Here is a 19,538-nt window from a genome sequence, read left to right as displayed (position 1 = left end):
TTAAGAAACCTTTAGTCAAGCTGATCCGTCACATCAGGGTAGCCGGCTGAAGTTATCTTCCGCCCTGTCCCGATCCACTCCTCCAAGGAATGCAAAAGGGTTTATGTCATCGACTCAGATACCACCGCCTGCTTATAAAGTCTCCGAGAGCAACGATGCTCCGCCGAAGAGACACAAGGGCCTCACTTTCATCATTCTGCTGCTTCTGGCAGCGGTCGTAGGCTATTTCATCTGGCGCATTGCTACGGCCAACAATAAGGTGAAGCAGGAAGCGGCGCAGAAGCAGGAAGCCCTTGTCAACATGGCCATGCCGGTGCAGGTGGCGGCCGTACAGCAGCAATCCATTCCGATTTATGTCACTGCCCTTGGAACTGTTACCCCGTACTATACGGTCACAGTTAAGGCGCGAGTCACCGGTGAGCTTCTGAAGGTCAATTTCAAAGAAGGCCAGGATGTGACAAAGGGTGATGAGCTGATGGTTATCGACCCACGTCCCTATGAGGCGGCTCTCGCCCAGGCAAAGGGACAACTCGCGCGGGATCAGGCCCAGCTGCGCAACAATCAGGCAGAGTACAACCGCTACAAAGCTCTTTATTCCGAGGGTGTCGTCTCGAAGGAGCAGCTCGACCTTTACGAGTCCAATCTAGGTCAATACCAGGGTGCGATCCAGGCAGATAAGGCCACGATCGACACGGCTGCTCTGAACGTCGCCTACTGCCACGTAACCTCACCTATCAGCGGACGGGTTGGTCTGCGTCTCGTCGATCCCGGCAACGTCATCACGGCGAACACCACTAACCTGATCATCATCAATCAGTTCAAGCCCATAGCGGTCGTGTTCACTCTGCCCGAGGACCAGCTTCCCAGGGTGCTCAACAAAATGCGTGGCCGGCAGGCGCTTGAGGCTGAGGCCTATGACCGCAACGACATTGAACACATCGCGTCCGGTGAACTCCTCACTGCGGATAATCAGATCGACACCACCACCGGCACCGCCAAGCTCAAAGCTGTCTTCGCTAACAAGACCGAGTTGCTCTTTCCCAATCAGTTTGTAAACGTGCATCTGATCCTTGAGACGCAGCCCAAAGCGATCACCATGCCGGCGGCAGCCCTGCAGCACGGCACCAATGGCGATTATGTCTGGGTAGTAAACTCCGGCAACACGGTTGCCATGCGACAGGTGACGGTTGACCTGACAGAAGGCGCAACCACCATCCTCGCCAGCGGACTCAAGCCCGGCGATCAGGTTGTGACGGATGGAGCAGATAAACTGCGGGACGCCATGAAGGTGATCCCGCGCCAGATGGACATGAAGCGACAGACCCGCCCAAGGATCAGCTCGGGCAGTGATTCCGGCATGATGGGCTCCTGAGGTCCCCGACAGAGTATGAGCCCTTCGCGACCATTTATTCTTCGGCCCGTAGCCACCTCTCTCTTGATGGCGGCCATCCTGCTCGCGGGCTTCGTGGCTTATCGACAGCTTCCGGTTTCGGCGCTTCCTGAGGTCGATTACCCGACGATCCAGGTCGTCACCTTCTACCCCGGCGCAAGCCCGCAGGTCATGGCATCCTCTGTCACCGCTCCTCTGGAGCGCCAGTTCGGGCAGATGCCGGGCCTCAACCAGATGACCTCGACCAGCTCAAACGGCGGGTCAGTCATCACGCTGGAGTTCAGTCTCGACGAAAACATCGATGTATCCGAACAGGAAGTACAGGCTGGCATCAATGCCGCACAGAGCTTCCTGCCGGCGGACCTGCCTAACCCTCCGGTCTACAGCAAGGTCAACCCCGCCGATCAGCCCATTCTCACTCTGGCCCTCACCTCCGACACGATGCCGCTCACCAAGGTTGAGGATCTGGCCGACACCAATCTTGCCCAGAAGATCTCCCAGGTCACCGGCGTAGGCCTTGTTTCGATCGCTGGCGGCCAGAAGCCGGCTGTCCGGGTACAGGCGAACCCAACTCAGCTCGCCTCCTACGGCCTGAGCCTTGAAGACATCCGCAATACCCTGGCGGCCGCAAATGTCGATCAGGCAAAGGGCAACCTCAACGGAACCCGCCAGTCCTATACCATCGGCGCAAACGATCAGCTGCTGACCAGCAGCGCCTATAAGCCCATCGTCATCGCCTATCGCAATGGTGCGGCAGTCCGGGTCCAGGATGTAGCCAATGTTGTCGACGGCCCTGAGAATACGCTGCAAGCCGCATGGATGAACGAAGTCCCGGCCGTCATCGTCAACATTCAGCGACAGCCGGGCGCAAATATCATCGGCGTTGTCGACCGCATCCAGAAGCTGATGCCTGCCCTCAAGGCAAGCCTTCCGGCCTCCATCAATGTAGTTACGCTGACCGACCGGACCATCACCATCCGCTCCTCGGTTAAGGATGTTCAGTTCGAGCTGATGCTGACCATTGCGCTCGTCGTGATGGTGATCTTCGTCTTCCTCCGTAACCTGGCGGCGACGATTATCCCCAGCGTGGCCGTTCCGCTCTCGCTCGTCGGCACCTTTGGCATCATGTACCTGCTCGGGTACAGCCTGAACAACCTCACCCTGATGGCCCTGACCATCTCGACCGGCTTCGTTGTCGATGACGCCATCGTGATGATCGAAAACATCAGCCGCTACCTGGAAGAGGGCGATTCGCCGCTGGAAGCAGCGCTGAAGGGCTCCGAGCAGATCGGCTTCACCATTCTCTCGCTCACCGTTTCGTTGATCGCGGTGCTCATTCCGCTGCTCTTCATGGGCGACGTGGTAGGCAGACTCTTCCGCCAGTTCGCCATCACCCTGGCCGTCACCATCCTCGTTTCCGCCGTCGTTTCCCTTACGCTCACCCCGATGATGTGCGCCAAGATCCTGCGCCACAAGCCGGAGCACGAGCGGGGCAGGTTATATCGCTGGTCAGAGAGAATCTTCGAGCGCATCATTGCCGCCTATGGCCGCACCCTTCAGGTCGTCCTTCGCTTCCGGCTAACCACGCTGCTCGTCACCATTGCCACGCTCGCTCTCACCATCTTCCTTTACGTCATCGTGCCGAAAGGCTTTTTCCCCGTCGAGGACACTGGCGTGCTGCTCGGCATCTCGGAAGCGCCCCAGACCATTTCCTTCTCTGAGATGGGACGCCGTCAGCAGGAACTCGCCCATGTGATCTTGCAGGATCCGGATGTCGAAAGCCTCTCCTCGTTCATCGGAGTGGATGGAGTCAACACCACGATGAACAGCGGGCGCATCCAGATCAACCTCAAACCGCTAGAAGATCGCAAGAGCCGCGCGCCCGAAATCATCCATCGCCTGCGGGACAAACTGGCGCACGTTGAGGGCATAACGCTCTACATGCAGGCGCTGCAGGATCTTACCGTTGCAGACAGCGTCAGCAGGACCCAATACCAGTACGTCGTAGAAGATGCGAATGGCGCAGAACTCAACGACTGGGTTCCGCGCCTCGTCACCGAACTGCAGAAGCTGCCCCAGCTCCGCGATGTAGCAAGCGACCTGCAGGATAACGGGCTGGAAACAGACGTGGTCATCGATCGGGACACAGCATCGAGACTGGGTGTATCCATCCAGACGATCGACAATACCCTCTATGACGCCTTCGGCCAGCGTCAGGTCTCGACCATGTTCACCCAGCTGAACCAGTACCATGTCGTGCTTGAAGTTCCGCCCAGCTTTGAACGAACCCCTGACGACCTGAAGAATATCTACGTTGCCTCATCGACCGGAGCACAGGTTCCGCTCAGCACCTTTGTAAGAATCCGCTCAACTCACACACCGCTCGCCGTCAATCACCTCGGCCAGTTCCCCGCCGCGACCATTTCCTTCAACCTCGCCTCCGGCGTTTCGCTGGGCGATGCGGTGCAGGTGATCAACCAGGTCGAGCAGCAGATGGGAATGCCGGCCAGCATCAACGCCAGCTTCCAGGGTACGGCCGCCGCCTTTGAGTCTTCGCTTTCGAATGAGCCCATCCTCATTCTCGCCGCGCTTATCACCGTCTACATCGTGCTCGGCGTCCTTTACGAGAGCTACATCCACCCCATCACGATTCTCTCCACGCTGCCTTCTGCCGGTGTCGGGGCTATCCTCGCGTTGATCCTTTTCAAGATGGATCTCAACGTGATCGGCATTATCGGCATCATCCTGCTGATTGGCATCGTTAAGAAAAACGCCATCATGATGATCGACTTTGCCCTGGAGGCAGAACGCGGTCAGGGTAAGCCCGCCGAAGAGGCGATCTATCAGGCGTGTCTGCTGCGCTTCCGGCCGATCATGATGACCACCATGGCCGCCCTGCTGGGAGGATTGCCTCTCGCTCTCGGCACGGGAATGGGCGCAGAGCTGCGCCGTCCACTGGGCATCACGATTGTCGGCGGCTTGATCTTCTCGCAGGTGCTCACGCTCTACACCACACCTGTCGTTTATCTCTATTTCGATAAGCTGGCGCGGCGCTTCTCCCGGAGCGACCGCCTGCGTATCCATGATGAACACGTGGTTTCGGCGGACTAGCGCATGCACCTTTCCGCCCCATTTATTCGCCGGCCCGTCGCAACCACGCTACTGAGCTTTGCGCTGCTGCTCGCCGGAGCCGTCGCCTACGGGCTGCTCCCCGTAGCCTCGCTGCCGGAAGTCGATTTTCCGACTATCAACGTGAACGCTAATCTCCCCGGCGCCAGCCCGGAGACCATGGCCTCCTCCGTTGCCACGCCTCTGGAACGCCAGTTTGGCAGAATCGCCGGCGTCACGCAGATGACCTCTGCCAGCTCCCTCGGCGGCACCTCGGTGACTCTGCAGTTTGACCTGGACCGCGATATCAATGCCGCCGCACGCGACGTGCAGGCCTCCATCAATGCGGCCCGCGGGCAGCTCCCCACCAACCTTCCCCAGAATCCGCACTACTGGAAGGTCAACCCGGCGGATGCGCCCATCATGATCCTGGCGCTCACCTCCGATGAACTTCCCAAGGGAAGGATCTACGATGCCGCAGATTCGATCCTTGCCCAGAAGATCGCGCAGATCCCAGGGGTCGGAGAAGACTTTGTCGGTGGAAGCTCGCAGCCAGCGGTAAGGGTAGAGCTCAACCCGCTACAGCTGAGCTCCTACAACATCGGGCTCGAAGCCATCCGCACCATGCTCGGCGCGGTCAACATGGATTCGGCCAAGGGCTATCTGAAGTCCGGCGGTCAGATGTCTACCATCGCCGCCAACGATCAGCTCATGAAGGCCAGCCTCTACGGCCCTCTAATCGCCGGCTACAACAGCGCAACCGGCGCGCCGGTACGTCTCGACCAGCTCGGCGAGGTGACCGACGGCATCGCCGACATCCACACCGCAGGCCTGGCGAACGGCAAGCCCGCTGTCCTCATCATTGTCTTCAAGGCGCCCGGCGCAAACGTGATCGCCACCGTCGAGCGCCTCTACGCAGCGCTCCCGGCGCTCAAGGCCTCCATCTCACCGCTCATCAACCTGCAGGTGACACTGGATCGCACCGTAACCATCCGTGCGGCGGTGCACGATGTAGAGATCACCCTCATCATTTCGATTCTCCTCGTGGTGATGGTCGTCTTCCTCTTCCTCCGCAACTTCTGGGCGACGATCATTCCCAGCGTAGCCGTCCCGCTATCGCTCGTCGGCACCTTCGGCGTCATGTACCTGCTGGGCTACTCGCTCGACAACCTGTCGCTGATGGCGCTGACCATTTCGACCGGCTTTGTCGTGGATGACGCCATCGTCGTCATTGAGAACATCAGCCGCTATCTCGAGATGGGGATGAGTCCGCGCGAGGCAGCGCTCAAGGGCTCGCGCGAAATCGGCTTCACCGTGCTCTCCATGAGCACCTCGCTGATCGCCGTTTTCATCCCGATTCTGCTCATGGGAGGCATCGTCGGCCGGCTCTTCCGCGAGTTTGCCGTAACTCTCAGCGTGGCCATCGCCGTCTCCATGTTCGTCTCGCTGACGACCACGCCCATGATGTGCGCCGAGTTTTTGAAGCCTCACGATCAGGAGAAGCATGGCCGCTTCTATCTTGCCGGCGAGCGATTCTTCAACTGGCTGCTTCGCGGGTACGATCACGGCCTCCGCTGGGTGATTGCGCATAAGGGGCCGGTTCTGCTCATCACCGTCGCCACCTTCTTTCTGAATGTCTATCTCTTCATCCTCGTGCCGAAGGGCTTCTTTCCCCAACAGGATACGGGCCGCATCATGGGCTCCATTCGCGCCTCGCAGGACATCTCCTTCGACGCAATGCATGTGAAGCAAACCGCTCTCGCCAATATCGTGCGGCAGGATCCCGGCGTTCAGGCGGTCATCGCCTTCGCCGGCAGTGGCGGCGGCGCAACGGTGAACGTAGGCCGCATGTTCATCACCCTCAAGCCGCTCAACGAGCGCGGCGGCGTCACTTCAGATCAGATCATCGACCGCCTGCGGCCAAAGCTGGCGCAGATTCCCGGCGTCGCACTGTTTCTTCAGTCTGCCCAGGACATCAGTGTCGGCGCACGTGCCAGCGACGCCCAGTATCAGTACACGCTCGAAGGCGAAGATCTGAAACTGCTGAACGAGTGGGCGCCCCGGCTGCTCGCCAAGATGCGCACCATGCCCGAGTTGCGGGACGCTTCCACCGACCAGCAGGACCAGGGTCTCGCAGCAAACCTGACCATCGACCGCGACACCGCTTCGCGCCTGGGCATCAGTGCAGCGATGATCGACAACGTGCTCTATGACGCCTTTGGCCAGCGCGAGGTCTCCACCATGCTGACCCCGCTCAACCAGTACCACGTTGTCATGGAGGTCGCGCCGCAGTATCAGCGCAATCCGGATTCTCTCGCTAACATCTACATCAAATCGCAGACCGGGCAATCCGTTCCCCTGTCAGCCGTTACGAAGTTTGCTTCCGCGCGAACCGCCCTCGCCGTCAATCACCAGGGCCAGTTCCCCGCCGTCACGCTCACCTTTAACCTCGCGCCTGGCGTTTCCCTCGGGCAGGCGGTTACGGCACTCAATATCGCGCAGGAAGATATTGGAATGCCCAGCGCCGTTCACGCCAGCTTTCAGGGAACGGCACAGGCTTTTCAGTCCTCGCTTTCGAGCGAACCCTTCCTGATTCTCACCGCGCTGGCGACCGTCTACATCGTGCTGGGCATCCTCTACGAGAGCTATATTCACCCCATCACCATCCTGTCGACGCTCCCCTCGGCTGGCGTCGGCGCCATTCTCGCCTTGCTCATCACCCATACAGACTTGAGCGTGATCGCGATCATCGGCATCATCCTGCTCATCGGCATTGTGAAGAAAAACGCCATCATGATGATCGACTTCGCGCTCGTCGCCGAGCGGGAACAGGGCAAGACGCCGGAGCAAGCCATCTATCAAGCCTGCCTGCTCCGCTTCCGTCCCATCATGATGACCACCGCAGCCGCGCTGCTTGGAGGACTGCCGCTGGCGCTTGGCACCGGCACAGGCTCCGAGCTGCGACGCCCTCTGGGCATCACCATCGTCGGCGGCCTCCTGGTCTCCCAGATGCTCACGCTCTTCACCACTCCCGTGGTCTATCTCTTCTTCGATAAGCTGCAGGTTCGGGTCCAGCGCTTCGGCAAGCGTTTCGAATCGGGAGAGCGCGTCCCAACTCATAAATCGCCGAATGCTGTCCCCGGCGACTAAATTCCATGCTGCCCTTTTCCTGTAATCTGCTTCATAATGCGGATGGTTAAGACGCGAAAGGGAATCATGCCAGGAACGAAACCGGTACTTGCCGCTGGACTGCTGCTGGTTGCTGCACTTGGCTGCAACTCAAAGACAAAGCCGACGCCCGCCAACTTTCAGGCAGCGCTGAACGCACACTTTACCGAACGGAATGAGTGTCTCTTCCCTACTATGCTTCATTTTCCCTACGAGGTTGGCTCCACTGCGGCCTCCCGGAAAGAGGCGCAGCAGATGGAAGCTCTGATGAAATCCGGCCTGTTGACTCGCCAGGAAGATCTGACGATTCACGTCAATCGCTATTCGCTCACCCCCGCGGGTCAGCGTGCCACAGCCCGCTTCTGCTATGGGCATCGGCACATAACCGGCATTGACAGCTCCACCCCTCCCGTCAAAAAGGATGGGTTCCCCGAAACACAGGTCACCTACAAGTACGTCCTCGAAGATGTACCCGTATGGGCCCGGACTCCCCAGGTCATCCAGGCGTTTCCTCAGCTTAAGGAGCAGCTCTCGGGTGATGCGACGGACAAGGCTACCCTTGCCCAGACTCTGGCAGGCTGGCAGGTTCCGGAATAAAAAAGGCCCGCCGCAGAGAAGCGACGGGCCGGTTGTTTTCTAAGTCTTTATTCGCTGACGTTATCGACGAAGGCCTTGAGCTTCCGGGACCGCGACGGATGCCGCAGCTTGCGGAGGGCCTTCGCCTCGATCTGGCGGATACGCTCGCGCGTTACCTGGAAGCTCTGACCAACCTCTTCCAGCGTGTGTTCGGAGCCGTCTTCGAGCCCGAAGCGCATCTTGATGACGCGTTCCTCTCGCGGAGTGAGCGTTCGCAGGACCTGCGAGGTGTACTCCTTAAGATTCACGCTGATGACGGCCTCAGAAGGAGACACAGCCTGGCGGTCTTCAATAAAGTCGCCAAGGTGCGAGTCTTCTTCTTCGCCAATCGGCGTCTCGAGCGAAATCGGCTCCTGCGCGATCTTGAGGACCTTCCGGACCTTCGCTACAGGAATATCCATGCGACGGGCAATCTCTTCGGAAGTAGGTTCGCGTCCCAGTTCCTGCACAAGCTGCCGCGAGGTGCGGATCAACTTGTTGATCGTTTCGATCATGTGGACAGGGATGCGGATCGTCCTCGCCTGGTCGGCAATGGCGCGGGTAATAGCCTGTCGTATCCACCACGTCGCGTAGGTCGAGAACTTGTAACCGCGACGGTACTCGAACTTATCGACCGCCTTCATCAGGCCGATATTGCCTTCCTGAATCAGGTCGAGGAACTGCAGTCCGCGATTGGTGTATTTCTTCGCAATGGAGACCACGAGGCGCAGGTTAGCTTCAATCAGCTCACGCTTGGCCTGCTCGGCGTCCATGTCGCCCTGGATAATCTCCCGCTGCGTGCGCTTGAGATCGGCGATCGAGAGTCCGGCTTCAACTTCGAGCTTCTCAAGATCCGTCTTGCAGTTCTTCTGCTGCCGGCGGTATTCCTTCCGGAGTTCTTCGCTCTTCGACTGCTCGAACTTGTGATCGAGCGTCCTGATCTGCCGCTCCAGCGTACGCATGGCATCGACAGTCTTGTTGACCTTGTCGAGCAGGCGCTTGCGCTCCTGATTCGTGTACTTCAGCTCCCGGACAACGCGGTTGACCAGAACCTTCTCGCGCCCGATGGCCCAGCGCGTCTTGCGATGCTCCTTGGCCTTGCTCTTGGGGTTGATCTCGGCCAGCTTCTCTTCAAGAGCCAGGGCTTTCTTCTGGTGCTTGCCGAGCGTGTCGATCTTGGCGGTCGTCTGCCGGATGCGCGCCTGCAGGATCTCTTCCGTGATCTCTTCTTCATCGAAGATCACGACTTCCTTCACATTGCGCACACCGCGCTTGAGGTCTTCGCCCAGGGCCAGGATCTCGCGGATCACGATCGGCGAACGAGAAATCGCCTTCATCACGCGAAGCTGGCCGCGCTCGATGCGCTTCGCGATCTCGACCTCGCCTTCGCGAGTGAGCAGCGGAACGGTGCCCATCTCGCGCAGGTACATGCGGACGGGGTCATTGGTTTTTTCGAGTGTTCCGGGCGTCAAATCCAGCTCGACATCTTCGCCCTCTTCACCCTCATCAAACTGGTCGCCGCCGAGCTTGGGTCCGCCTTCCAGTATGTCGATGCCCTGTGTCCCGATGGTTGTCATCAGGTCATCAAGATCATCGGGAGACTGGAGCTCGCCAGGAATCAGGTCATTGACCTCACCGTAGGTCAGGTAGCCTTTTTCCTTGCCCGCATCAATCAGTTTCTGTATATCTTCTTCGTACTTGTCTTCTATCGCCAAGCGCGTTACTCCCGCGGATGATTCGGATTTTTATGGCTTGGGTAGGACACAGTGCGGTCAAGGCCATTCAGGCATTCCCGGAGCGAAAATCTAAATGTATCGCTGGGCGAAGGGCGCACGTCCACCAAAGAATCTCAGGATATCATATGCGACGTCCTGAATCCCGTAAGGAATCCATCCTAGTTATTAGATGTAAATAAAATGAATTCGTTTCAATCCGCTTTCTCAATCGCGTGGCCAACCTGGAAGACCGTCGCCTCGTCAAAGTGCCGGCCAAGGATCTGAACTCCAATGGGCAGGCCCTCCGACGACTGGCCACAGGGAATAGAGATGCCGCAAATGCCTGCAAGATTGGCAGTTACGGTATAAATATCAGCCAGGTACATGGCCAGCGGATCGTCGGTTTTCTCCCCCAGTTTGAAAGCAGGCGTGGGGGCAGTGGGGGTCACAATGGCATCCACATCGGCAAATGCCGCAATAAAGTCATTCGTCAGCAGGCGGCGCACCTGCTGGGCCTTCTTATAGTAGGCATCGTAGTAGCCGGCGCTTAGTACGTAAGTTCCGAGCATGATGCGGCGCTTGACCTCCGCGCCAAAGCCTTCTTCCCGCGAGCGGCGGTACATGGCGGACAAGGTATTCGCCTCAGCCGAGCGATGACCGTAGCGAACGCCATCAAAGCGCGCCAGGTTGGCACTGGCCTCAGCCGTCGCCAGCACGTAATAGGTTGGTACCGCATACCGGGTGTGCGGCAGAGAGATAGGCCGAATCTCGGCGCCATGCGTCTTGAGTCGGTCAATCACCGCTTCTACAGCAGCCCTGACCTCCTGATCGAGTCCCTCCGCAAAATACTCCGCCGGCACTCCGATCTTCATCCCATTGACTCCCCGATCCAGGTCCGCAGTGTAATCGGGAACGGGAAGAGGAGAAGAGGTAGCGTCGAGAGGATCATGCCCGGCAATCACACCCAGCACGGTCGCTGCGTCGCGGACGGTATTCGTAAAAGGGCCCACCCGATCCAGGGAGGAGGCAAAGGCAATCAACCCGTACCGGGAGACGCGGCCATAGGTTGGCAGCATCCCGACCACCCCGCAGAATGAAGCAGGCTGCCTGATCGAGCCACCCGTATCGGTACCCAGCGTAGCGACCGACATGCCGGCAGCTACGGCAGCCGCCGAACCGCCACTGGAGCCTCCCGGCACGCGATCGAGCGCCCGCGGATTCTTCACCGGCCCATAGGCGGAGTTTTCATTCGACGAGCCCATCGCGAACTCATCGCAGTTGAGCTTGCCCAGAACTACCGCGCCAGCCTCCTCCAGCTTCCGCACCGAAGTCGCCGTATAGGGCGGCAGATAGCCTTCGAGGATCTTCGACCCGGCGGTTGCGGGCAGCCCCTCAATGGTGAGCACGTCCTTGATACCCACGGGAACACCGGCAAGAGGCGGCAAATCGTTTCCAGACCTTGCCGCGGCGTCAATCTTTTCCGCGCTGGCCATGGCCCGTTCCCTGCTTACCGACAGAAAAGAATGAATGACACCATCCTCTGCATCAATCCGCGCCAGTGCAGCCTCTGCAATTCCAGAAGCCGTAGCCCGGCCGGATTCGATTGCCTGGCGGACTTCGCCAATCGTAGCGTAGGTGCTTTTTGCCGTATCTACCGTCATTTGTTCAATATTCCATTTCCCGTTTGCAAGCCTGTCATTCGGGCCCTGTACATCCAGGCCAAGGTTGAGCCGGTCCGGTTACTATCGCTCGATCACCTTCGGCACCTTGAAAAACACCCCGTCCGTCTCAGGGGCTCCTGCCATGACTGCATCCCGCCGGAGCGACGTGGCGACATCATCCGGTCGCAAGGCCTCATGGCCGGCCAATTCGCCCACCTGCGCCATCGGCTCGATGTTCGCCGTATTCAGCTCGTTCATATGCTGGACATAGCCAAGGATGGCATTCAGGTCACGCACCATCCGTGTCTCTTCTTCACTGGTCAGCTCCAGACTGGCCAACTCCGCCACCCGCTGCACATCTTCCGTCGTCACTGTTTGCGTCATCCGCCAAGCTCCACTTCTGATGAGTATATCCGCTGTCAAATAGAAGATGCGGCATACTGGACGGTCATAACTTTGATAGCCTAAGGTAACGAAAACATGAGGATATTGGTCACAGGGGTCAACGGGCAGCTCGGCAGGGAGCTATGCCCCATGCTCAGCAGGCTGGGGAAGGTCGTAGCACTCGGCCGGGACGGGTGTGATCTTGGCAATGCCGATGAAATTCGGGCATCCGTCCAGCAGTTGCAGCCTGATGTAATCGTCAACCCCGCTGCCTATACCAACGTCAATGGCGCAGAAACTGACCGCGAACGCGCCATGGCGATCAACGGCGTTGCGCCGGGCATCTTTGCAGAGGAAGCGGCAAAGATGAACGCCCTCTTCCTGCACTACTCGACAGATTATGTTTTCGACGGGGAAAAAGCCGGCGAGTATCTCGAAAGCGATGCCACAAACCCCCTCAACGTCTACGGCGCAACCAAGCTGGCTGGAGAGCACGCCGTGATGGCAGCCGGGGGACGCTCCCTGATCCTGCGAACCAGCTGGGTTTACAGCGCGCATGGAGCCAACTTCGTCCGCAGCATCCTGCGCCTGGCGGCCGAGCGCGAGGAGCTCTCTATCGTTGACGACCAGGTCGGAGCGCCAACCTCGACCCCTGATCTTGCCCGCGCAACCGTCCGGCTCATCGAACAATGCGCCGGCGTGAGCCCGGCTGATTTTCCATCCGGGATCTATCACGCAACCGCCGCAGGCCATGTCTCATGGTGTGGCTTCGCGACAGAGATCGTGAAGCTGGCCGGGAAGAGCGCACCGGTGAAGACGCAACAGGTGAAGCCTATCCCCAGCGCAAGCTATCCCACTCCGGCTCAGCGGCCGATGAACTCAAGATTGAGCAATCAGAAACTGCATGACGTCTTCGGCTTCAACCTGCCACAGTGGCAGAGCAGCCTCGAAGAGGTCATGCACCAGATTGGTGCGACGGTGGCACGATGATTAAACTTCAAGAGGTTCACGCAAGTTATGAATGAGACCATTCTGGTAACAGGCGGATGCGGCTTCATCGGTTCCAATTTTGTCCTTGATTGGTTTGGGACAACCCAAACTCCGCTTATCAATCTCGACAAGCTCACCTACGCCGCCAATCCTCTGACGCTTGCGCCTCTTCAAAGTAAGCCCGGATACAGCTTCGTCCACGGAGACATCTGCGACCGCGAGCAGGTCACGCGCCTCCTTTATGACAAGCAGCCGCGCGCGATTCTGCACTTCGCTGCCGAGAGCCATGTGGATCGCTCGATCGTTGGTCCGGAAGACTTCATTCAAACCAACATTAACGGAACCTTTACTCTGCTCGAGGCCACGCGCTCCTACCTTAAGACGATGAGCGCAGCCGAGCACGCCCGCTTCCGCTTTCTGCATGTTTCCACTGACGAGGTCTACGGCACTTTGCGTCCCGAGGATCCGGCTTTCCGTGAAGACACAGCCTACGCCCCGAACAGCCCTTACGCCGCATCGAAGGCGGCCTCCGACCATCTCGTTCGCGCCTACGTCCACACCTACAAGGTGCCCGCGATCATCACCAACTGCTCCAACAATTACGGGCCTTACCAGTTCCCTGAGAAGCTGATTCCGCTGATGATCGAGTCGGCTCTCGCAGGCAAGCCGCTGCCGGTCTACGGCGATGGCCAGCAGGTGCGCGACTGGCTGTATGTGAACGATCACTGTGCCGCACTGCGTCTCGTGCTCGAAAAGGGTGCACCGGGAGAAACCTACAACGTTGGCGGCTCCAATGAGCGTGCGAATCTGACCATTGTTCGCACCATCTGTGCCTTGCTCGACGAGCTCTCGCCACAGGGCGCTCCCCATGCCCGTCTCATTTCGTTTGTCCAGGACCGGGCCGGACACGATCGGCGCTACGCAATCAACGCTGAAAAGATCAAGCGCGAGCTCGGATGGCAGCCCAGCGTCAGCGTCGAACAGGGATTGAGAAAGACCGTCGAGTGGTATCTCGCGAATCGCGAATGGGTCCGGGGAGTAACGAGCGGCGACTATCTCAAGTGGTTAGAGACGAACTACGCTACACGAGGAGCAGTATGCGCGGAATAATATTGGCCGGCGGTTCCGGCACACGGCTCTATCCAAGTACACATTGCGTCTCCAAGCAACTGCTGCCGGTCTACGATAAGCCCCTGATCTACTATCCGCTCTGCGCTTTAATGATGGCAGGGATACGCGACTTCCTCGTCATCTCGACGCCCGTCGATCTCCCACGTTTCGAACAGTTGCTGGGCTCCGGGCAGCAATGGGGTCTGAATATCAGCTACGCCGCACAACCTGAGCCGAAAGGGCTCGCGCAGGCACTTACGATCGGCGAGCATTTTTTAAACCATGAGCCGGGAGCGCTGGTCCTTGGCGACAACATTTTCTACGGGCACGATTTCGTAAAGTCTGTTCGCAATGCCGCCAGCCTGCGCGATGGCGCCGTCGTATTCGCCTATCCGGTTCACGACCCCGAACGCTATGGAGTAGTGGAGTTTGACGCCCAGGGCAAGGCGCTTTCCATTGAAGAAAAGCCAAAGCAGCCGAAGTCTCGCTACGCCGTTACAGGATTGTATTTTTACGATGGACAAGCCTCCGACGTTGCGAAGTCGATCAAGCCATCTGCACGCGGAGAACTGGAAATCACAGACGTAAACCGTTGGTACCTCGAACGCGAGCAGCTTCGCACAGAGATCCTGGGCCGCGGAATCGCCTGGCTCGACACAGGAACGCACGACTCCCTCCTGGAGGCCGCGCTCTTCATTCAAACCATTGAGAAGCGCCAGGGGCTGAAGGTATGCTGTCCTGAAGAAATCGCCTACAGGCTCGGCTACATCGACGACGGCCAGGTCGAAGTCCTCGCCCACAAAATCGCCAAAAGCGGCTACGGCGAATACCTGCGCAGTATCCTGCTCGATAGGGTATTTTGAATCAGGGCTTTTATATCCCAGACATTAGGCCGGAGCATCGATAGCGTACCGCGCACCTATTTCGAGATCGAATAATGACGCCATTAGAGTTGTCCTCATCCTCGCCCATGCAGGAGAGAGACTTTATCGCAAACGTTCCTGTCTTTATTAACGTACGAGATCGCCTGGGATGCCTTCTTCGTCTGCTTGCCTGGCTGGAGCAGGCAGGGCATCGAAACATAACCTTAATCGACAATGCATCCAGCTACCCGCCGCTGATCAGTTTTCTTCAATCGACAAATCACCGCGTCATACGTCTCAAGAAAAACGCGGGCCATACTTCTCTATGGCAGATGTCCGAGTTGAAAGAGACCCTCGCCCGGAGCTGGTTTATCTATACAGACCCGGATGTGGTGCCCATTGAGCCATGCCCCCTCAACATGGCATGGTCCCTGTTCGAACTCCTCCGCGCCTTCCCTGCTTACATCAAGGCTGGTCCCGCCCTTCATCTCGATGATCTCCCAGCTCACTACCACCTTCGCGAGCAGGTAATCGCACTGGAGAACTCCTTATATGGGAGGGAAATATTGCCTGGCGTATTCCAGGCTGATATCGATACGACCTTTGCCCTCTATCGCCCACACTCCCCATATACGCTAGGCCCTGCCATGCGGGTGCGCGGGGACTGCGAGCTTCGCCATCTCCCCTGGTATGTAGACAGTTCCAACGTTGACGAAGAAGAGCGCTACTATCGTGAACACGCGTCGCAGAACGTGACCAACTGGAATACTGGTGGCGACGTCAAGCTCAACCACGCGCCCGTCCCGGGAGGATTGGCTGCTCGCATGGAAAGCGATCCCACGGGGCTTCTGAATGACCTTCGCGGGTCCAAAACCGGCAAGACAGCATTGGCGATTCGAGCGATCAGGCACGCTATACGCGGCAACTTCTCCCCGCTGATAAGTTCCACGGCTTCCCCCACTGAGACACAAAACGCCATAATGAACTTCCTCCTCTCCGATGAGTGGCGGATGAGCTTTAACCTTCTCGCACCCATGCGTAAGCTGAGAGCAGCACTGAGCTAAGGCAGACTCTGCCGCACTTTACGCGAGCATACATACATGTTGAACAGGCTATGGGCAAGCAAAAATAGAAGGTCGATATCGGGCCTGGTATCGGTAAGCCTGGTGGCTGCAGCTATTTCGCTTCTCAGCAGCATCGTTCTTGCCCGCGTCCTCGGAATTTCGCAGTACGGGGTCTATGTCTATCTTTTATCGGCCGCTGGGCTCACGGGTTCGATAGCTACTCTGGGCCTGCCCACCCTCGTCTTGCGACAGGTTTCTGCCTGGAGAGAAACCTCGCAGTGGGGGCTTTTTCGCGGAATTATAAAGTTTAGTATTACCGCCGGGATATTCAGCTCATTATTCTTAGGAGCTCTGCTTCTGGCCTCCGGCCCCTTTTTAGGGAAGATACGCCAATCTGAGGATTTTATGCCGGCCTTGTTCCTGTCCGTAGGAATTATGCTGTGCACCTCTCTTGATCAGATCATCGAAGGCGCGCTTCAAGGAATGCACATTATTGCTAGAAGCCAGATTCCTCGAACGATCATCGTCCCTTCCTGCGTACTCCTCTTCGCGATCATCGCCAGAAATACTCTGTTGATCACCACGAAGCGGATCCTCATCGTGCAATGCATAGTAGGCTTGATGGCCCTGTTCTACCTGCTTAATCAATTGCGCGCGGCCATACCAGATGCAGCCAGACTGGAAGCACCGGTGATGCAGCCAAGGCAGTGGCTGCTGGAAGCCTTTCCATTCCTCGGCAACGGAATCATGTTCTTGATCAACACGCAGGTTGACACCCTCCTCATCGGCTATTTCAAAGGCGAGCGGAGCGCAGCCGTCTACACAGTAGGCACCCGTGGAGCCCAGATGCTCATCCTCGTTCTGGGCGCAATCGTCACGGCCATGCAGCCGCGAATGGCTGCCCTCTCTGCAAGTGGCGATAATACTGCACTCGCCCGACTGGTTACCCGCACATCCCGTGCCGGCTTTGGGGTTGCATTCGCCGGAGCTGCATTTTTCGTTGCATTCGGCGCGCCCCTCATCTCCATTCTTTATGGAAAGAGCTACGTGACAGCTTCGGCCGTTCTTTCCATTCTGGCTATCTGTCGGCTGGCGCATGCGAGCACCGGCTCGTTAGGGGCTTATATGAGCATGACAGGAAAGCAGCACTTATTACTGCAGGCGCTTACTGGCGAGGCACTGGCAAATGTTCTTTTGAATTTTCTATTGATTCCGCGGTGGGGCATCTACGGAGCAGCATTCGCAACCGGCATCAGCATGGCATCGATGAATATAGGACTGACTATCTATGTGCGCTGGCGCTGGGGTATGGATGCCTCCATCTTCGGCAGACATTCAGCCCCGCGGCATGCCCCTCAACCTCTCTAATCCGACGGAGTGCCTACGCCCTGTAGCTGGAAAAAACAGCTAATCTCAGCGATCATTGAAGATCATGACATGAAAGCGAGTGACGGGAACGGCCTGCCCCTGCTCTGGCATCAATAATCGCGCCACGGTAGTGCTTGTATTCCCCAGCGATGGGCGGTTCTAGGACTTTGAGGTATGTTGCCGTACCGGCCAGCACAGATATACCCTGAACTTCGGAAACAAATCATTCCGCCTATTCATGAATACATCTCACACTCCCGCAATCACTTCATCTTCGAACAGTGATTCCGCCTTCCCTAAAATAGGCATCGTTACCGTAACCTATAACAGCTCCGAGGTCTTGGATGATTTTTTGCGATCGCTGGACCATCAGACATACCGCAACTTCATACTGATTGCGATAGATAACGCCTCTACTGACGATACGTTACAAAAACTGCGTGCGCGTCAAATTCCCAGCGACATTGTAATCTCCAACATCGATAACGTAGGAATCGCAACTGGAAATAACCAGGGCATACAGTTAGCCCTCGAAGCCGGTTGCGACTATGTGTTGCTACTCAATAATGATGTCACTTTTGGGCCTGAACTTATCACGAGGCTGTTACAGGGACTAATCGAGCAGCGGTGCGATATGGTATCGCCACTCATGTATTATCACGATCGTCCCGATGTATTTTGGGCAGCGGGAGGATACTTTCAGCCGTGGCTGGGTTATCGCTGCCTGCATTACGGACTAGATCAAAAGGATACAGGTCAGTTCAACTCGGTAAGGCGTGTACAGCATGCGCCAGCCTGCTGCATCTTAATCCATAAAACTGTTTTCGATATTGTCGGGCTTATGGATGACCGCTACTTTGTCTATAACGACGATACAGATTTTACTCTTCGTGCATGGAAGCATGGTGTTTCACTTGTTTGCTTGCCCGATGCCAAACTCTGGCACAAAGTAAGCAGTCTTACACGTAAAGGTTCAACTTTTTTCGTGAGGTATGGGACGCGAAATCGGGCCTTTTTCATGGGTAAGTATCTTGGGCGAGGCGCCCTCTTTGCTATCGGTCTCACTTACAAAGCATATTTCTTGCTAAGACTACTACTCCGCAAAGATGATGTGGCCCTCTTTAAACTCAAGCTCAGCAGCTGGAAAGAGGGCGCATCTATCAGCAAAAACTGGCTACCTCAATCCGCGGCAAAGGTCAGCTCATAGATGACCACCGGCTATACCAGGATCGCTTCAATGAATGCCGTCGATAAGAGCAGGCTCTAGATGAGTTCAATCGGGATAATTGTAGTCACCCACAATAGCAGCAAGTTTCTTGGCAGATGCATTGGCGGAATCGACAGCCAGACCTTACCCCCGGATGCGGTCGTTATCGTTGACTCCGGTTCAACTGACCCAGGATACCTGCGTGCATTAAGCCATCGGCCCAACTACTCCCTGCTATTACGGAAAAATATCGGCTTCTGTGCGGCGAACAATCTGGGCTGGCGCGAATGTCAGACGCTCGACTACATCCTGCTCCTCAACCCCGATGCATTTCTGCCTCCCGACTTTCTCGCAAACGCTCTCGATTTCATGGATCGATCAGCAAATCTCGACGTGGGCGCAATCTCGGGTGTTCTCCTCGGCTACGATATCGATAAAGATCAGCCTACGGGATTGATTGACTCCACCGGAATCGATCAGAGATGGTACGGGAGACTTCATGACAGGGATCAACGTTCCCCTGTCGCAAACCTTGCCCGCTATCACTTACCTGAACCAGCCAATGCCCTCTGTGGCGCACTCATGCTCTGTCGAAATAAAGCACTCCGTGAAGTCTGTACATCGGGAGAGCTCTTTGATCCCACATTTTTCATGTACAAAGAGGACATCGATTTGTCTTGGCGGCTTAAAGCCTCAGGATGGAAGATACTTTTTCATCCTGATCTATGGGCTTACCACTGCCGCGGATGGAAAGGCCGGCATAACGTGTCGAAAGCAGCACGCGTGATGTCTTCCCGCAATGAGCTCCGGTTGTTCAAGAAACACCGCTCCCCTTATCTGCTGTACGCTCTATTTAAATATCCGATCGTTCAACTGTTAGGAATTTAACGCTACG

Annotated in this window: 14 protein-coding genes; 11 read left to right on the top strand and 3 right to left on the bottom strand. The window is 57.2% G+C overall.

What is annotated here, in order from left to right; translation table 11 throughout:
* Window positions 1–103 precede the first annotated feature (103 nt).
* The 4 genes from C7378_RS15860 (at window position 104) to C7378_RS15845 (ending at window position 8,263) form a co-directional block, all read left to right on the top strand.
* Entirely contained in the window at window positions 104–1,372 is a 1,269-nt protein-coding gene (locus tag C7378_RS15860) for an MdtA/MuxA family multidrug efflux RND transporter periplasmic adaptor subunit (RefSeq protein WP_131998915.1), read from the top strand.
* Window positions 1,373–1,387: 15 nt separating this feature from the next.
* Window positions 1,388–4,501: a multidrug efflux RND transporter permease subunit gene (locus tag C7378_RS15855; protein ID WP_131998913.1), complete on the top strand. Its 3,114-nt coding sequence runs from the start codon at window positions 1,388–1,390 to the stop codon at window positions 4,499–4,501.
* 3 nt (window positions 4,502–4,504) lie between these two features.
* Window positions 4,505–7,648 (top strand): multidrug efflux RND transporter permease subunit, encoded by a 3,144-nt coding sequence (locus tag C7378_RS15850; RefSeq protein WP_131998911.1) that lies wholly within the window; start codon window positions 4,505–4,507, stop codon window positions 7,646–7,648.
* 66 nt (window positions 7,649–7,714) lie between these two features.
* The gene (locus C7378_RS15845) at window positions 7,715–8,263 is read left to right on the top strand and encodes a hypothetical protein (protein ID WP_131998909.1); all 549 of its coding nucleotides are present in this window, start codon (window positions 7,715–7,717) and stop codon (window positions 8,261–8,263) included.
* Between the two features lie 47 nt (window positions 8,264–8,310).
* Here the strand turns inward: C7378_RS15845 and rpoD are convergent, their stop codons facing one another.
* The 3 genes from rpoD to gatC all read right to left on the bottom strand — a co-directional run bounded on the left by rpoD (window position 8,311) and on the right by gatC (window position 12,041).
* On the bottom strand, window positions 8,311–9,996 hold the full coding sequence (gene rpoD / locus C7378_RS15840; protein WP_131998907.1) for an RNA polymerase sigma factor RpoD: 1,686 nt from the start codon (window positions 9,994–9,996) through the stop codon (window positions 8,311–8,313).
* 212 nt (window positions 9,997–10,208) lie between these two features.
* Complete coding sequence (gene gatA, locus C7378_RS15835; protein WP_131998905.1) at window positions 10,209–11,657, bottom strand: Asp-tRNA(Asn)/Glu-tRNA(Gln) amidotransferase subunit GatA; 1,449 nt, start codon at window positions 11,655–11,657, stop codon at window positions 10,209–10,211.
* An 81-nt stretch (window positions 11,658–11,738) separates the two neighbouring features.
* On the bottom strand, window positions 11,739–12,041 hold the full coding sequence (gene gatC / locus C7378_RS15830; RefSeq protein WP_131998903.1) for an Asp-tRNA(Asn)/Glu-tRNA(Gln) amidotransferase subunit GatC: 303 nt from the start codon (window positions 12,039–12,041) through the stop codon (window positions 11,739–11,741).
* A 96-nt stretch (window positions 12,042–12,137) separates the two neighbouring features.
* Between gatC and rfbD the strand changes: the two genes are divergently transcribed.
* From rfbD to C7378_RS15795, 7 genes are all read left to right on the top strand, one after another.
* Complete coding sequence (gene rfbD / locus C7378_RS15825; protein ID WP_131998901.1) at window positions 12,138–13,031, top strand: dTDP-4-dehydrorhamnose reductase; 894 nt, start codon at window positions 12,138–12,140, stop codon at window positions 13,029–13,031.
* 27 nt (window positions 13,032–13,058) lie between these two features.
* Window positions 13,059–14,141 (top strand): dTDP-glucose 4,6-dehydratase, encoded by a 1,083-nt coding sequence (rfbB, locus tag C7378_RS15820; RefSeq protein ID WP_131998899.1) that lies wholly within the window; start codon window positions 13,059–13,061, stop codon window positions 14,139–14,141.
* A complete protein-coding gene (gene rfbA / locus C7378_RS15815) occupies window positions 14,129–15,004 on the top strand; it encodes a glucose-1-phosphate thymidylyltransferase RfbA (RefSeq protein WP_131998897.1) in 876 nt (291 codons plus the stop codon). Before rfbB ends, rfbA begins: the two co-directional genes overlap by 13 nt.
* 341 nt (window positions 15,005–15,345) lie before the next feature.
* A complete protein-coding gene (locus C7378_RS15810; protein ID WP_131998895.1) occupies window positions 15,346–16,068 on the top strand; it encodes a hypothetical protein in 723 nt (240 codons plus the stop codon).
* Window positions 16,069–16,104: 36 nt separating this feature from the next.
* Window positions 16,105–17,436, top strand: coding sequence for a flippase (locus C7378_RS15805; RefSeq protein WP_131998893.1), 1,332 nt, complete (start codon window positions 16,105–16,107; stop codon window positions 17,434–17,436).
* 238 nt (window positions 17,437–17,674) lie between these two features.
* The gene (locus C7378_RS15800; protein WP_131998891.1) at window positions 17,675–18,643 is read left to right on the top strand and encodes a glycosyltransferase family 2 protein; all 969 of its coding nucleotides are present in this window, start codon (window positions 17,675–17,677) and stop codon (window positions 18,641–18,643) included.
* 60 nt (window positions 18,644–18,703) lie between these two features.
* Window positions 18,704–19,531, top strand: coding sequence for a glycosyltransferase family 2 protein (locus C7378_RS15795; RefSeq protein WP_131998889.1), 828 nt, complete (start codon window positions 18,704–18,706; stop codon window positions 19,529–19,531).
* The last annotated feature ends 7 nt before the right edge of the window (window positions 19,532–19,538 follow it).

The sequence above is a fragment of the Acidipila rosea genome, from assembly GCF_004339725.1.
Classification (GTDB): domain Bacteria; phylum Acidobacteriota; class Terriglobia; order Terriglobales; family Acidobacteriaceae; genus Acidipila; species Acidipila rosea.
Note: the sequence above shows the minus strand (reverse complement) of the source record. Positions and strands in the feature narration are given on the sequence as shown.

Coding starts and splice junctions, on each gene's coding strand:
- rfbD (WP_131998901.1), top strand. CDS start 12,138: ATGAGGATATTGGTCACAGGGGTCAACGGGCAGCTCGGCAGGGAGCTA.
- rfbA (WP_131998897.1), top strand. CDS start 14,129: ATGCGCGGAATAATATTGGCCGGCGGTTCCGGCACACGGCTCTATCCA.
- rfbB (WP_131998899.1), top strand. CDS start 13,059: ATGAATGAGACCATTCTGGTAACAGGCGGATGCGGCTTCATCGGTTCC.
- C7378_RS15855 (WP_131998913.1), top strand. CDS start 1,388: ATGAGCCCTTCGCGACCATTTATTCTTCGGCCCGTAGCCACCTCTCTC.
- gatA (WP_131998905.1), bottom strand. CDS start 11,657: ATGACGGTAGATACGGCAAAAAGCACCTACGCTACGATTGGCGAAGTC.
- C7378_RS15795 (WP_131998889.1), top strand. CDS start 18,704: ATGAGTTCAATCGGGATAATTGTAGTCACCCACAATAGCAGCAAGTTT.
- gatC (WP_131998903.1), bottom strand. CDS start 12,041: ATGACGCAAACAGTGACGACGGAAGATGTGCAGCGGGTGGCGGAGTTG.
- C7378_RS15805 (WP_131998893.1), top strand. CDS start 16,105: ATGTTGAACAGGCTATGGGCAAGCAAAAATAGAAGGTCGATATCGGGC.
- C7378_RS15845 (WP_131998909.1), top strand. CDS start 7,715: ATGCCAGGAACGAAACCGGTACTTGCCGCTGGACTGCTGCTGGTTGCT.
- C7378_RS15860 (WP_131998915.1), top strand. CDS start 104: ATGTCATCGACTCAGATACCACCGCCTGCTTATAAAGTCTCCGAGAGC.
- C7378_RS15850 (WP_131998911.1), top strand. CDS start 4,505: ATGCACCTTTCCGCCCCATTTATTCGCCGGCCCGTCGCAACCACGCTA.
- C7378_RS15800 (WP_131998891.1), top strand. CDS start 17,675: ATGAATACATCTCACACTCCCGCAATCACTTCATCTTCGAACAGTGAT.